This window comes from Paracoccus sp. JM45 (assembly GCF_003590715.1).
Taxonomy (GTDB): Bacteria; Pseudomonadota; Alphaproteobacteria; order Rhodobacterales; family Rhodobacteraceae; genus Paracoccus.
On the sequence record NZ_QQVY01000001.1, the window covers coordinates 107,761 to 121,553 of the forward strand.

Consider the following 13,793-nt stretch of genomic DNA (forward strand, 5'->3'; position numbering starts at 1 on the left):
CCATTGTTCAGGACGCCTTGCGTGCCTAGATTGCAGCCATGGACATGCACGCACCCCTGATTGACCCCTTCGCCCGCCCCATCAACTATTTGCGGGTGTCGGTCACTGACCGCTGCGATTTCCGCTGTGTGTATTGCATGGCCGAACATATGCAGTTCCTGCCCAAAGCAGAGCTGCTGACGCTGGAGGAGCTGGACCGCCTGTGCACCACCTTCGTCGGTCTGGGCGTTCGCAAGCTGCGCATCACCGGCGGTGAACCGCTGGTCCGGCGCGGCATCATGGGGTTTTTCCGCCAGATGTCCCGCCATCTGGGTAAGGGTCTGGATGAATTGACCCTGACCACCAACGGCAGCCAGTTGGGCAAATACGCGGCTGAATTGTATGAATGTGGTGTCCGCCGCGTGAATGTCTCACTGGACACGCTGGATACGGCGAAATTTGCCGAAATCACCCGCTGGGGCCGTTTGGCCCAAGTGCTGGATGGCATCAAGGCCGCGAAAGCCGCCGGATTGCAGGTCAAAATCAACGCCGTGGCGCTGAAGGGTGTGAATGATGTCGAATTGTTCGATCTGGTCAAATGGTGTAGTGACGAAGGCCATGACCTGACCTTCATCGAGGTGATGCCGATGGGCGACCTTGGAAACGAGGATCGACTGGACCAATATTGGCCCCTGTCAGACCTGCGCGACCAACTGACCGAACGCTTTACCTTACTGGATCTGGCCGAACGCACTGGCGGCCCTGCCCGATATGTCAAACTGGCCGAAACGGGTCAGAAGATCGGCTTTATTACCCCGATGACGCATAATTTCTGCGAAAGCTGCAACCGTGTGCGCGTCACCTGCACGGGCGAATTGTTCATGTGTCTGGGTCAGGAAGATAACGCCGATCTGCGGGCACCATTGCGGGCATATTCCGACGACACGGCCCTGCGTGAAGAAATCCGCAATGCAATCTCGCGCAAACCTAAGGGCCATGATTTCGATTATTCCCGCCAGAAAATCGAAGGCCAGATGACCCGCCACATGAGCCATACTGGCGGTTGATCTGGCTGGTATTTTGTTAACGACTTGTTAACCTTTCAGAGGTGTATTTTGAAAGGTTGAATCGTAAAACTGATTTGTCTGGCAGCATTGGTTGCACCGCAAATAGCATTAGCCCATGGCGGAGGATGCCGTAAAACTCTCCTCCGGGGCAATGCTGTCACATGGATAATTCCCGCGGGTCCGTCCATTGCCACTAAATTCTTAGGTTGAAATTATTCTGCCGCGGCTTCGGCTGTGGCAGCTTCGGCGGTCAGTTTTTCGGCGCGTTCCTCGACCAGTTCGACGATGTGATCGACCATCTTTTCGTTCGACAGCTTATGGCTTTGCTTGCCGGCCATATAGATCATGCCGCTGCCCGCACCGCCGCCGGTAAAGCCCAGATCGGTCATCAGCGCCTCGCCCGGGCCATTCACCACGCAGCCGATGATCGACAGGCTCATCGGGATCTTGATATGTTCCAGACGCTTTTCCAAAGCCTCGACCGTCTTGATGACGTCAAAGCCCTGACGGGCGCAGCTGGGGCAGGAAATGATCTGAACACCACGGGTCCGCAGACCAAGGGATTTCAGGATCTCGAACCCGACTTTCACTTCCTCGACCGGATCGGCGGAAAGGCTGACGCGGATGGTGTCACCGATACCGGCCCAGAGCAGGTTGCCCATGCCGATAGCGGATTTGACCGTGCCACCGACAAAGCCGCCCGCCTCGGTGATGCCCAGATGGATCGGTGCGTCGGTGACATCGGCCAGCTGCTGATAGGCAGCAGCCGCCATGAAGATATCGCTGGCCTTCACACTGATCTTGAATTCATGAAAGTCGTTGTCCTGCAGGATCTTGATGTGATCCATACCGCTTTCGACCATCGCGTCGGGGCAAGGTTCACCGTATTTGTCCAGCAGATGCTTTTCCAGACTGCCCGCATTCACGCCGATCCGGATCGAACAGCCGTAATCCCGCGCAGCCTTGATCACCTCGCGGACGCGTTCGGGGCTGCCGATATTACCGGGATTGATCCGCAGACAGGCAGCGCCCGCCTGCGCGGCCTCGATCGCGCGTTTGTAGTGGAAATGGATATCCGCCACGATGGGCACGGGGCTTTGGCGGCAAATTTCTTTCAGCGCATGGGTGGTTTCCTGATCGGGTGCGCTGATGCGGACGATATCGGCACCGGCATCGGCGGCGCGGATCACCTGATCCAGCGTGGCGCGGACATCATGGCCATTGGTATTGGTCATCGTCTGGACACTGATCGGCGCGTCGCCCCCGACGGGCACATTGCCAACCATGATCTGGCGGGATTTCCGACGCTCGATATTGCGCCATGGACGGATCGGGTTCAGCGACATCAGAAAGCCTCCGGTGGACGGGTTGCCCTTCAGATATGCCATGCAGGGCAGGACGACAACCGCCCCCCATGCATCAAGCTGTGGGAATGGCCAGTGCTGTCAGGATTGTGCCCAGACAGGCACGCGGCAACATGACCAGCATCCGGCCATGAATATGCAATGATACCAGACCGGTCGCCCGGTTCGAGGTCCCGACACGTCCGCCCGGCATGAATTCGATGTCATCGATCGGCCATTCCAGCCCGCTGCTGGTCCCCCGCGTCGGCCCCATCGGATAAAGCGAGACCCGCGTTCCGGGCATCAAAGGCAAGGTGATCCGCCGTGGCGCCACGAAGACGACGTCATTCGGGGCGATCATGATAACCCTTGGCCCTTCCGCCGTGACCATGGCAGTCAGGGCGGCCAATGTGTGATCCAGCCGCAACCCTGCAAACCCCACGGCCATGACCACGGGGGCGTCTATGCGTGTCAGGCATTTGACGAAATCGGTGCTGTCCTGTTCTTCGATATGCAGCAGACGATCCGCAGGAATCGATGCCCGCGCAGGCGGAGAAATGCTGTCCAGATCACCCATCACCCAATCGGGCATTCTGCCAAGCGACAGGGCGCGATCAGCCCCGCCATCGGCGGCCACCAAAGTCGGTGCGATGGTCATGGCCAGCGCAAGATCGGCGGGGCTGACCTCACCCCCGCCGATAACGGTCACGCCCCGGTTGCTGATCACGGGGCGCGCGATCATTCGTCCTTGCCGACGCCGCGAAAGACGTTCTTGAACGGCAATGCCCAAAGAATGCCCAGGAGGACATAGATCCCAACCTCGATCAGGATGGGCTGGCGGCCAAAACGCGTGTCCAGCCAGTTCATCAGCGTCACGGCAACAACCACATAAAGCGGCAATCCGACGACAAGGATCAACAGGGACAGGCGCTTGCGGGTCTTCAGGTTCATTGCGTTGTTTCCTTTGCAAAGGGCGCCGTCATGGCGACGGCGCCCCCGGCAGTTCCGGATCGGGGATCAATCCTCGAAGGGGTCGGTTACCAGAATGGTATCATCACGTTCGGGACTGGTCGACAGCATTGCCACGGGGCAATGGATCAGTTCTTCGACCCGACGGACGTATTTGATGGCAGCAGCGGGCAGATCGGCCCAGCTGCGGGCACCTTGGGTCGATTCCTGCCAGCCGTCCATTTCTTCATAGATAGGGGTGACTTTGGCCTGAAGGGCCGCCGCCGTGGGCAGGTAATCATATTTCACGCCGTCAATTTCATAACCGACGCAGATTTTCAGCTTCTTGAAACCGTCCAACACGTCCAGCTTGGTCAGGGCAATGCCGCTGACGCCGCTGATCGCACAGGTCTGGCGCACTAGAACCGCATCGAACCAACCGCAGCGACGCTTGCGTCCCGTTACGGTGCCGAATTCATGGCCCCGTTCGCCAAGGCGCTGGCCGTCCGCGTCGTCCAGTTCGGTCGGGAACGGACCTTCGCCAACACGGGTGGTATAGGCTTTGACGATGCCCAGCACGAAATCGATCGCGCCCGGACCCATGCCGGTGCCAGAAGCCGCAGCACCCGATGTGGTGGTCGAGCTGGTGACATAGGGATAGGTGCCGAAATCAATGTCCAGCAGGCTGCCTTGTGCGCCCTCGAACAGGATACGCTTGCCCGATTTGCGGGCGTCGGACATGACCTTCCAGACCGGCTGGGCATAGGGCAGCAATTGCGGCGCGATTTCCAGCAGCTTGGCCTTCAGATCGGCACGGTCGATGGGGTCCGCGCCCAGACCCTTACGCAGCGCATCGTGATGCGCCAGCAGGCGGTCCAGACGGTCGTCCAGCGTCTTCTCATCGGCCAGATCGGCCAGACGGATCGCACGGCGACCGACCTTATCCTCGTACGAGGGGCCGATGCCGCGACCGGTCGTGCCGATCTTGGCCTTACCAGCGGCTTCTTCGCGCAGCTTGTCCAGATCCTGATGCAGCGGCAGGATCAGCGGGGTGTTTTCCGCGATCATCAGGTTATCGGTGCTGATCTTGACGCCCTGCGCCGCCAGCTTGTCGATTTCCGCAAACAGCGACCAAGGGTCCAGAACCACACCATTGCCGATGATGGCCAGCTTGTCTTCGCGCACAATCCCCGAGGGCAGCAGCGACAGTTTAAAGACTTTACCGTCGATCACCAGCGTATGTCCGGCGTTATGGCCGCCTTGGAACCGCGCGATCACATCTGCGCGTTCAGACAACCAGTCAACGATTTTGCCTTTGCCTTCGTCGCCCCATTGCGCACCGACAACCACAACATTGGCCATGGACGATCCTTCCGTTTTCCGAAATCTTTTCGGATTGGACTTAGCGCATCCCCCTGCGCGGGGGAAGCAGCGATTTCGGCCCGCGACCTAGTAATGCGGCGGTGGCTGGTCCGCGACGGCGATGCTGCCGTCACTTTGGGACTGGCGTTCGGCCTCGGCGCGCATCAACATATCAAGACGGCGCGTCAGTCGGGAAATATCCTGATCCTGACGTGCAATCACCTCGGATAAATCGTCGGTCACGCGGGTCAGATAGGCCAAAGCCTCCTCTAGTTCGGTGATACGGTCGTCGGGCTTCTTGTCCATGTCGGCTCCTTCCGTTAAGTCGGCGTTTGGATTTGGCCCCGTAAAGGCACAGGAACCATGGCAAAAGATCAAAAGAAGCAGCCCCGACCCAAGGCCGAGACGCCCAAGGGCTTTCGCGACTATTTCGGCGCGGATGTCACCGAACGCAAGCAGATGCTGGATCGCATCGCTGCAATCTATCATCGCCATGGCTTTGATCCGCTGGAAACCAGCGCGGTCGAAACGGTGGATGCCTTGGGCAAATTCCTGCCCGATGTGGACCGCCCCAACGCCGGCGTCTTTGCGTGGCAGGAAGAGGCTGTCCCGGGTGGCGGCACCGCTGGCGACTGGCTGGCGCTGCGCTACGATCTGACAGCGCCCTTGGCGCGTGTGGCGGCGCAGTTCCGCAACGACCTGCCCAGCCCGTACCGCCGCTATGCGATGGGGCCTGTCTGGCGCAATGAAAAGCCGGGCCCGGGCCGCTTCCGCCAGTTCTATCAATGCGACGCCGATACGGTGGGCAGCGCATCGGTCGCGGCAGACGCCGAGATATGCGCTATGCTGGCCGACGCATTGGAGGCCGTGGGCATCGCCCGTGGCGATTTCATGGTCCGCATCAACAACCGCAAGGTGCTGAACGGCGTGCTAGAGGCTGCATCCGTCAGTGCCGATCAATCCGATGACGTGCTGCGGACCATCGACAAATTCGACAAGGTTGGCCGCGATGGCGTGCTGTCCCTGCTGACCACCGGTCGCCGCGATGACAGCGGCGCACAGATCGACGGTGTCGGTCTGACCGCGGAACAGGCGGCCCCCGTGCTGGCCTTCCTGACCTCGAAAGGTGACGACAACGCCGCAACGCTGGCCAACCTGCGCGCCGCCGTCGGGGCATCTGAAATCGGGGCCGAGGGCGTGGGCGAACTGACCCAGATCGCCGATATGCTGGCCGCGATGGGCGTGGCCGAAGATCGCGCCGTCATCGACCCCTCGGTCGTGCGCGGCCTTGGCTATTACACCGGCCCCGTGTTCGAGGCTGAGCTGACCTTCGAAATCCTTGACGAAAAGGGCCGCAAGCGTCAGTTCGGATCGGTCGCCGGTGGCGGTCGCTATGACGGGCTGGTCGAGCGTTTCACCGGCCAGAAGGTCCCAGCCACCGGCGTCAGCATCGGCGTTGACCGCCTGTTGGCCGCACTGCGCGCCAAGGGTCTGGCGGGGGAAACCGACATCGGTCCCGTCGTCGTGACCGTCATGGACCGCGACCGGATGTCGGATTACCAATCCATGGCCGCCGATCTGCGCGCCGCAGGCATCCGCGCCGAGGTTTATCTGGGCAACCCCAAGAACTTTGGCAACCAGTTAAAATATGCCGATAAACGCGCATCCCCCGTTGCCATCATCCAGGGCGGGAATGAGGCCGAGCGCGGTGTGGTTCAGGTCAAGGACCTGATCCTTGGGGCAAAGATCGCCGCCGAGGCGACCTTGGACGAATGGAAATCCCAGCCTGCGCAGACCGAAGTCGCCCGCGCCGATCTGGTCGCTGAAGTCCGGCGGATTCTGGGATGATCGGCAAGCGTGACAAGCAGGCCATCGGCCAGACCCTGCTGGCGGCCTTCCGCGGTGCGGGTGCGGTGGAAATTGCCCCTGACATCCTGCTGCCTGCCGAAAGCCTGCTGGATCTTTATGGCGAAGACATCCGCGCCCGCGCCTATGTCACTGCCGATCCGATCCGTGGGGAAATGATGCTGCGTCCCGATTTTACCGTTCCGGTGGTTCAGGCGCATATGGAAAATGGTGCCGAACCCGCAAAATACTGCTATCTGGGCGAGGTGTTCCGCAAACAGGACATGGGCGACATCCGCCCCGCCAACCCCCGCGACAACGAATACTTGCAGGCGGGGTTCGAGCTGTTCAGCCGTGACCCCGATGCCGATGCCGAGCTGTTTGCACTGTTCCACGGGCTGCTGGCCCCTTACGGCGTCACTGCACAGATGGGCGATATGGGCTTGTTGCTGGACGCGGTTGCCGGCCTGCCACTGACCGAAGATCGCGCCTATGCTCTGTCCCACCACATCTGGCGGCCCGGTCGTTTCGACCGCCTTCTGGCGCGGTTCTCAACCCCGACGCCGATGCATAAATTCGACGAACCGGCCGCCGCATGGGCCGGACTTCGCACGCCCGATGAAATGACCCGCCGCATCGCCCGCCTGCAGGCCGATGCCGCCGTGGCCCCCTTGCCCGCGATCTGGACCGAACGGTTGGAGCGTTTGTTCAACCTTCACGCACCCGCAACGCAGGCCCTGCCCGCGCTGCATGAACTGGCCGATGATATGCCCGCCATCGCCCCGGCCGTGGTACGTATCGCCACGCGGATGCAGGCCATCGCGGATCGTGGCATTGATCTGGACGGTATTATCTTTGACGCCAGCCACGGTCGCACGACGCTGGAATATTACGACGGCTTCACCTTCAGCTTTGTGGCCAATCATGACGGCTGGCCCCCAGTTGCCTCGGGCGGGCGTTACGATGCGCTGACACGGGTTCTTGGCAAGGGCCGTGAAATTCCCGCCGTGGGGGGCATCATCCGCCCCGGCCTGATCGCCGAACTGGAGGCTGACGCATGATCCGTCTGGGTGTGCCGTCCAAGGGGCGGCTGATGGAGCAGACCTTTGACTGGTTTGCACAGCGCGGCGTGACGCTGTCGCGCAGCGGGTCCGACCGCGAATATGCCGGACGGGTGGACGGTGTCGAAGGCGTGTCACTGGTGCTGCTATCGGCGGGTGAAATCCCCCGCGAACTGGCCGCTGGCCGGATCGAGATGGGCGTCACGGGCACCGATCTGGTTTGTGAAAAGCTGGCGGGCTGGAAATCCGATCTGGTGGAATTGGCCCCGATGGGTTTTGGCCATGCCGATCTGATCATCGCCGTGCCGGAATGCTGGCGCGATTGCCGTGATCTGGATGATTTCGCAGCCATCGCCCGTGATTTCCGCGCCGAACACGGCTTTCGCCTGCGGATCGCGACCAAATACCACCGCCTTGTCCGCGCATGGCTGGCCCAGCACGAGGTGGCCGATTACCAACTGGTCGACAGTCAGGGCGCGACCGAAGGTACCGTCGCCAATCTGACAGCCGAGGCGATCGCCGACATCACCTCATCAGGGGCGACGTTGCAGGCCAATAACCTGCGGATTTTGCAGGCGGAACCGATCCTGCGATCGCAGGCGACGCTGTTCGCCAACCGTGCTGCCCAAGGGGCGCAGATGGATGCCTTTCTGACCCAGCTGGGGCTGACCGCCTAAAGCAGCATCGCCGTCGACACGGCGGCGATCAACAAGCCCGCCCCCAATTGCATCAGGCCCGGTAACCAGCGTGCCACCTGTGCAAAGGGGCCGGTCTGCGGCAACAGGGCAAAGCTGCCCTGCCGCGCCCAGACCGCCAGTCCCGCCACCGCCAGCGTGACCGAGGCCGTCCCCAGCCCCATCGCCAATGTGCCCAGCACGCCCGCGCCGAAAATCTGCATCCGCCACGTCAGGATCAACAGGAACAGCGCCCCCGTGCAGGGCCGCGCTGCAATACTGGCGATCAGCAGGATCGCGTCCCGCCATGATCGCGTTTGCGCCACCTGTTGTGGCGTCGGACCATGCGCGTGGCCACAGCCGCAATCAGGCCCGTGATCATGGTCATGATGATCATGCTGCCGCGTCAAAGCAGACAGCATCCGCACACCGCGAAACGCCAGCCACAACCCGACCATCGCAACCAGGGCCGTGCTGATGTCGGCCATGCGATCCTCGGTCAGGCTGGTCAGTGTTTCACGTGTCAGGTTCAGGAAGGTGATGCCCCCCCAGACCAGCGCAATCGCCGCCCCCGCCTGCGCGACCGAGGCAAGAACCGACAGAACCGCCAACCGCCGCAGCGGCACCTGCGTGCCAAAGCCGTAACTGCCGATCACCAGCTTGCCATGCCCCGGCCCGACGGCATGCAAAAAACCATAGCCGAAACACACACCCACCAACCCCAGCAGCGCGCCCGGTTCCCCCGACCGCAAGGCGCGCAAGGCCCCCGCCATCATGCTTTGGGCCTGTCGCTGTTGCATGGCGGCCCATGCTTGCAATTCGGCCAGACCGCCGCTGAACCACAGCAGGGCGATGACAATCCCGACGACCAGCCCGGTCAGGGCCAGCATGCGAACCATTCGTGCGTTCATTCTGTCGCTCCGCAAACAACCCTGACCTGATCGGCCCCCGCATCGCCGATATCGACGGTCAACATCTCGGCCTGTGCCATACTGTCGTCATCCAGCGCATCAGAGACCGCCTTGTTATAGGCCGCCGCCGCCGCCACCGGATCACCACTTTGCAGATCGATCCGGCAATCATCGCGGCCGGTGATGGCCGGTGCTTCGGGCATGGAAAACTGTACATAATATTCGGGGTCATAGACCTGTATCTGCACCGGTTTGTCCCCCTGCACCGGCACATCCAGCACCCTCACATGGGTCGAGATCAGCCGCCCGTCCTGATAACGCGCCGTGAAATCGCGCCCCGGCTGCATGGCGACTGGCGTGCCGTCGACCGTCGGGAACAGCCGGCCATCAAAGCCCGGTTCCCATTCGGAATCAAAGCCTTGCAACTGGCGGGTCTCATCCTCGGTCAGGATACCGTCGCCATCGGGGTCAAGGACCATATCCTCGATGATCAGCAGCGAATAGAAATCATCATAGGCCCATTGCACCGTGATCTGCGCCAGATCGCCGTCTGCATTGTAATCCATACCCAGACCCGCATCGATATAGACATGCGGATGTGCCATGACGATTGCAGGGGGCAATGTCAGTGCAAGCGTCAGGCAGGCAGTGCGGGCGAACATGGACGGGGCTTTCCTTATGGAATCGCCCCCAGTTACGTCCATCCGGCCTGCCATGCAAATCACTGCTTTGCGTCCGCGCAGCACTCGGCGCGATTTTACAAGCCGCTGCACCGGAACCTGAAACCCTACGTGTCTGTTGGCATATGTATCTGGAAAGGGCCTTCGATGACATCTGCTAGACGAACCCCGACGCTGCTGGGCATTGCCGCAGCGGCCTTACTTCTGGGTGGATGCGCGGCAATCGTCGACAAGCGCGCCACCACCCGCGAAGCAGAGTTCGAGGCCCGGTTCCCCCCCACAGGCCAGCTGTTGCAGGTAAACGGAACGACGGTTCACGCCGATATCCGCGGTCAGGGGCCCGATCTGGTCCTGATCCATGGCGCCAGCGGCAACACCCGCGATTTCACCTTCGATCTGGTCGATCGTCTGACCGATCATTACCGTGTCATTGCCTTTGATCGCCCTGGCCTTGGCTGGACCGACCCCATCGGTGACCAGACCGACAATCCGCTGGCACAGGCCGAGCTGTTGCGCGCAGCGGCACAGCAGCTGGATGTGAAAAACCCGATCATTCTGGGCCACAGCTATGGCGGCGCTGTGACAATGGCATGGGCGCTGCGCGATCCGTCAGGGCCTGCGGCTTTGGTGCTGGTATCGGGCGCCACATATCCGTGGCCGGGTGAGCTGAGCGGTTGGTATGACTTCATCAACAGCAGTATCGGCGAACATACCGCCGTGCCTTTGATCACTGCCTTTGCCCCCGAAAGCCGTGTCGATGACATCGTGGCGGGGATCTTCGCGCCGCAAGACCCGCCTGCGGGATATGTCGATTTCATCGGCGCGGGACTGTCGGCGCGGCGGGCCAGCCTGTCGGCCAATTCCAAGCAGGTCGGCCATCTGAAACCCTATCTGGCAGCGATGGCCCCGCATTATCCCGAACTAACCATGCCGATAGAGATCGTGCATGGCGACGCGGATGACACCGTCTATCTGGATGTCCATTCAGGGCGCATGGCACGCGAATTGCCCAACGCCAGTCTGACGGTTCTGCACGGCGTCGGCCATATGCCGCATCATGCCGACCCGCAGGCCATTGTCGACGCCATCGACCGCGCGGCGGAACGTGCCGGTGTCAGGTAAGGCCCCTTGCGCCCTGCTGCCGTAAGCCTCACGTTAATGGCAAATCAAAGGGGGCATTATGCTGACCATTCACGGCGTGGCGCGGTCGCGCGCATCCCGCATCATCTGGCTGTGCCACGAATTGGGCCTGCCATTCCTGCATCGTCCGGTCATTCAGGCCTATCGTCTGGCGGATGCATCCGCCGAAGATGCGCCACCCAACACCCGCAGCGCGGATTTTCTGGCGCTGTCGCCTGCTGGCGCGGTTCCGGTCCTTCAGGACGGCGATCTGACCTTGACGGAATCGCTGGCCTGCACGCTGTATCTGGCGCGCAAACACGGTGGCCCCATCGGCCCGCAGGATGCATCCGAAGACGGCTTGATGATGCAATGGTCATTCTATGCCGCGACGGCCATCGAACCCGATGCACTGACCATTCTGTATCTGCACAACCGTGGCACCCTGCAATCCGCCGAAGATACCGGACTGGTCGCCGAGGCTGCGACGCGTCTGGTCCGCCCGCTGAAGGTCGTTGACGATCATCTGGCGCTGCACGGCCATCTGGTCGGGGACCGCTTCACCGTGGCCGACCTTAATATGGCCGAGGTTTTACGCTATGCCCAAGGGCATCATGAACTGATGGGCCAATTTCCTGCCCTGCAGGCATGGCTGACCGCCTGTCAGCAACGCCCCGCATTTGGCGCGATGTCAGCCGCGCGCGAGGCAGAGGCTGCCTGATTGCACCGCAATCCATGGTGTTGGCGGCATGATGGCCCACAAGCCCTTGCCGCCCGCCCCTATGGCATGAGATAACCGCCCCACACACGCGACAGAACGAGCATACCAGATGGCCGATGACCTTCTTTCAGGCGACCACAGCGCCGACGCCTATTCCGCATCCTCGATCGAGGTGTTGGAGGGGCTAGAGCCTGTGCGCAAACGCCCCGGCATGTATATTGGCGGGACGGATGAACGCGCCTTGCACCACTTGGTGGCGGAAATTCTGGACAACTCGATGGATGAGGCCGTGGCAGGCCACGCCAGCCGCATCGAGATCGAATTGCTTGCCGATCACAGCGTGGTCGTGCGCGACAACGGTCGCGGCATTCCCATTGACCCGCACCCCAAGTTCCCCGGCAAATCCGCGCTGGAGGTGATTTTATGCACCCTGCATGCGGGGGGTAAGTTTTCGGGCGATACCTATGAAACCTCGGGCGGTTTGCACGGGGTTGGTGCCTCGGTCGTCAACGCGCTGTCCGACAGCATGATCGTGCAGGTTGCCCGCAACAAGGAACTGTTCGAACAGCGTTTTTCACGCGGCATTCCGCAAGGTCCGGTCGCTAAGATCGGTGCGGCCCCCAACCGGCGCGGCACCACCGTGACCTTCCATGCCGATGAACAGATCTTCGGCCATCACCGATTCAAGCCCGCCCGCCTGATGAAGATGGTCAAATCCAAGGCCTATCTGTTCAGCGGCGTTGAAATCCGCTGGAAGACCGAAATCGACGACGGCGAAACCCCGCGCGAAGCCACCTTCCATTTCCCCGGTGGTCTGGCCGATTATCTGGGCGAAACCCTGACCGGTGCCAGCACCTATTCCGAACGCCCCTTCGCAGGCAGCGTCGATTTCAAGCGGTTCAATGCACCGGGTAAGGTCGATTGGGCGGTGAACTGGACGCCAGGTCGTGACGGTTTTATCCAATCCTATTGTAACACCGTTCCCACCCCCGAAGGCGGCACGCATGAAGCGGGTTTCTGGTCTGCGATCCTGAAAGGCATCCGTGCCTATGGTGAATTGGTCAATAACAAGAAAGCCACCAATATCACCCGCGACGATCTGTTGACCGGTGGTTGTGCACTGGTCAGCTGCTTTATCCGCGAACCGGAATTCGTCGGCCAGACCAAGGACCGGCTTGCCACGGTCGAAGCCTCGCGCTTGGTTGAAAACGCGGTGCGCGACCATTTCGACAACTGGCTGGCCGCCGATACCAAATCGGCCGGTGCCATTCTGGACTTCCTGATCCTGCGCGCCGAGGAACGCCTGCGCCGCCGTCAGGAAAAGGAAACGGCCCGCAAGACGGCGACGAAAAAGCTGCGCCTTCCCGGCAAGCTGGTCGATTGCAGCGCCACCAACCGCGACGGCACCGAATTGTTCATCGTCGAGGGGGACAGCGCCGGCGGCAGTGCAAAAATGGCCCGCGACCGCAAGACGCAGGCGCTTTTGCCCCTGCGCGGTAAAATCCTGAACGTGCTTGGGGCTGCGTCCTCAAAGATGAGCTCGAATCAGGAAATCAACGATCTGTGTCAGGCGCTTGGCGTGGCGATGGGAACCAAGTTCAACATCGATGATCTGCGCTATGACAAGATCATCATCATGACCGATGCCGACGTCGATGGCGCGCATATTGCCAGTCTGCTGATGACCTTTTTCTTTACGCAGATGCGCCCGATGATCGACCGCGGACACCTGTATCTGGCCTGCCCGCCGCTATATCGCCTGACGCAGGGCGCGCAGCGGGTCTATGTCGCCGATGATGCGGAAAAAGAACGGATGATGGCCAAAGGTCTGGGCGCTCGCGGCAAGATCGACGTCCAGCGCTTCAAGGGTCTGGGTGAAATGGACGCAAAAGACTTGAAAGACACCACGATGAACCCCGCCACCCGCAGGCTGATCCGTGTCAGCATCGATGATGATGAGGGCGGCGAAACCGGTGATCTGGTGGAACGCCTGATGGGCAAAAAGCCGGAATTGCGCTTCCAGTATATTCAGGCCAACGCGCAATTCGTGGAAGAGCTGGACGTTTAAGGAAAAAGCCCCTCT

14 protein-coding genes are annotated in these 13,793 nt (G+C 61.2%); 7 read left to right on the plus strand and 7 right to left on the minus strand.

What is annotated here, in order from left to right:
- Positions 1-38 precede the first annotated feature (38 nt).
- Positions 39-1,046, plus strand: coding sequence for a GTP 3',8-cyclase MoaA (gene moaA / locus DWB67_RS00535; protein WP_119805557.1), 1,008 nt, complete (start codon positions 39-41; stop codon positions 1,044-1,046).
- Positions 1,047-1,258: 212 nt separating this feature from the next.
- On the opposite strand, the gene ispG is transcribed toward moaA, so the two are convergent.
- The 5 genes from ispG to DWB67_RS00560 all read right to left on the minus strand — a co-directional run bounded on the left by ispG (position 1,259) and on the right by DWB67_RS00560 (position 5,005).
- Positions 1,259-2,392, minus strand: coding sequence for a flavodoxin-dependent (E)-4-hydroxy-3-methylbut-2-enyl-diphosphate synthase (gene ispG, locus DWB67_RS00540; RefSeq protein ID WP_119806122.1), 1,134 nt, complete (start codon positions 2,390-2,392; stop codon positions 1,259-1,261).
- A 73-nt stretch (positions 2,393-2,465) separates the two neighbouring features.
- Positions 2,466-3,131, minus strand: a complete 666-nt coding sequence (locus tag DWB67_RS00545; protein ID WP_119805558.1) for a thiamine diphosphokinase — start codon at positions 3,129-3,131, stop codon at positions 2,466-2,468.
- The gene (locus tag DWB67_RS00550) at positions 3,128-3,340 is read right to left on the minus strand and encodes a DUF2842 domain-containing protein (protein WP_119805559.1); all 213 of its coding nucleotides are present in this window, start codon (positions 3,338-3,340) and stop codon (positions 3,128-3,130) included. Before DWB67_RS00550 ends, DWB67_RS00545 begins: the two co-directional genes overlap by 4 nt.
- Positions 3,341-3,406: 66 nt before the next feature.
- Complete coding sequence (locus DWB67_RS00555) at positions 3,407-4,699, minus strand: adenylosuccinate synthase (RefSeq protein ID WP_119805560.1); 1,293 nt, start codon at positions 4,697-4,699, stop codon at positions 3,407-3,409.
- Positions 4,700-4,786: 87 nt separating this feature from the next.
- Complete coding sequence (locus DWB67_RS00560) at positions 4,787-5,005, minus strand: SlyX family protein (RefSeq protein WP_119805561.1); 219 nt, start codon at positions 5,003-5,005, stop codon at positions 4,787-4,789.
- Between the two features lie 57 nt (positions 5,006-5,062).
- Here DWB67_RS00560 and hisS point away from each other — a divergent pair, with 57 nt between their 5' ends.
- The 3 genes from hisS to hisG are packed head-to-tail and all read left to right on the plus strand — an operon-like array spanning position 5,063 to position 8,282.
- Positions 5,063-6,547, plus strand: coding sequence for a histidine--tRNA ligase (hisS, locus tag DWB67_RS00565; protein WP_119805562.1), 1,485 nt, complete (start codon positions 5,063-5,065; stop codon positions 6,545-6,547).
- Complete coding sequence (locus DWB67_RS00570) at positions 6,547-7,605, plus strand: ATP phosphoribosyltransferase regulatory subunit (RefSeq protein WP_119806123.1); 1,059 nt, start codon at positions 6,547-6,549, stop codon at positions 7,603-7,605. The genes hisS and DWB67_RS00570 overlap by 1 nt, the downstream gene beginning before the upstream one ends.
- Positions 7,602-8,282, plus strand: coding sequence for an ATP phosphoribosyltransferase (gene hisG, locus DWB67_RS00575; RefSeq protein ID WP_119805563.1), 681 nt, complete (start codon positions 7,602-7,604; stop codon positions 8,280-8,282). Before DWB67_RS00570 ends, hisG begins: the two co-directional genes overlap by 4 nt.
- Here hisG and DWB67_RS00580 read toward each other — a convergent pair.
- Positions 8,279-9,169 (minus strand): nickel/cobalt transporter, encoded by an 891-nt coding sequence (locus tag DWB67_RS00580; RefSeq protein ID WP_370453555.1) that lies wholly within the window; start codon positions 9,167-9,169, stop codon positions 8,279-8,281. The genes hisG and DWB67_RS00580 overlap by 4 nt on opposite strands.
- Before the next feature lie 17 nt (positions 9,170-9,186).
- Positions 9,187-9,852 carry a DUF1007 family protein gene (locus DWB67_RS00585; RefSeq protein ID WP_182911445.1) on the minus strand — a complete coding sequence of 222 codons (666 nt, stop codon included), beginning with the start codon at positions 9,850-9,852 and terminating at the stop codon, positions 9,187-9,189.
- Positions 9,853-10,017: 165 nt separating this feature from the next.
- Between DWB67_RS00585 and DWB67_RS00590 the strand changes: the two genes are divergently transcribed.
- The 3 genes from DWB67_RS00590 to parE all read left to right on the plus strand — a co-directional run bounded on the left by DWB67_RS00590 (position 10,018) and on the right by parE (position 13,778).
- The gene (locus DWB67_RS00590) at positions 10,018-10,992 is read left to right on the plus strand and encodes an alpha/beta fold hydrolase (protein ID WP_119805566.1); all 975 of its coding nucleotides are present in this window, start codon (positions 10,018-10,020) and stop codon (positions 10,990-10,992) included.
- Positions 10,993-11,050: 58 nt separating this feature from the next.
- Positions 11,051-11,710, plus strand: coding sequence for a glutathione S-transferase family protein (locus tag DWB67_RS00595; RefSeq protein WP_119805567.1), 660 nt, complete (start codon positions 11,051-11,053; stop codon positions 11,708-11,710).
- 109 nt (positions 11,711-11,819) lie between these two features.
- Complete coding sequence (gene parE, locus DWB67_RS00600; RefSeq protein WP_119805568.1) at positions 11,820-13,778, plus strand: DNA topoisomerase IV subunit B; 1,959 nt, start codon at positions 11,820-11,822, stop codon at positions 13,776-13,778.
- Positions 13,779-13,793 lie beyond the last annotated feature (15 nt).

What these genes read in the sequence shown, in the direction of transcription:
- DWB67_RS00580 (WP_370453555.1), bottom strand. Translation starts at nt 9,169, where the DNA reads ATGCTGGCCCTGACCGGGCTGGTCGTCGGGATTGTCATCGCCCTGCTG.
- DWB67_RS00560 (WP_119805561.1), bottom strand. Translation starts at nt 5,005, where the DNA reads ATGGACAAGAAGCCCGACGACCGTATCACCGAACTAGAGGAGGCTTTG.
- hisG (WP_119805563.1), top strand. Translation starts at nt 7,602, where the DNA reads ATGATCCGTCTGGGTGTGCCGTCCAAGGGGCGGCTGATGGAGCAGACC.
- DWB67_RS00595 (WP_119805567.1), top strand. Translation starts at nt 11,051, where the DNA reads ATGCTGACCATTCACGGCGTGGCGCGGTCGCGCGCATCCCGCATCATC.
- DWB67_RS00585 (WP_182911445.1), bottom strand. Translation starts at nt 9,852, where the DNA reads ATGTTCGCCCGCACTGCCTGCCTGACGCTTGCACTGACATTGCCCCCT.
- DWB67_RS00545 (WP_119805558.1), bottom strand. Translation starts at nt 3,131, where the DNA reads ATGATCGCGCGCCCCGTGATCAGCAACCGGGGCGTGACCGTTATCGGC.
- DWB67_RS00590 (WP_119805566.1), top strand. Translation starts at nt 10,018, where the DNA reads ATGACATCTGCTAGACGAACCCCGACGCTGCTGGGCATTGCCGCAGCG.
- moaA (WP_119805557.1), top strand. Translation starts at nt 39, where the DNA reads ATGGACATGCACGCACCCCTGATTGACCCCTTCGCCCGCCCCATCAAC.
- parE (WP_119805568.1), top strand. Translation starts at nt 11,820, where the DNA reads ATGGCCGATGACCTTCTTTCAGGCGACCACAGCGCCGACGCCTATTCC.
- DWB67_RS00555 (WP_119805560.1), bottom strand. Translation starts at nt 4,699, where the DNA reads ATGGCCAATGTTGTGGTTGTCGGTGCGCAATGGGGCGACGAAGGCAAA.
- ispG (WP_119806122.1), bottom strand. Translation starts at nt 2,392, where the DNA reads ATGTCGCTGAACCCGATCCGTCCATGGCGCAATATCGAGCGTCGGAAA.
- hisS (WP_119805562.1), top strand. Translation starts at nt 5,063, where the DNA reads ATGGCAAAAGATCAAAAGAAGCAGCCCCGACCCAAGGCCGAGACGCCC.
- DWB67_RS00550 (WP_119805559.1), bottom strand. Translation starts at nt 3,340, where the DNA reads ATGAACCTGAAGACCCGCAAGCGCCTGTCCCTGTTGATCCTTGTCGTC.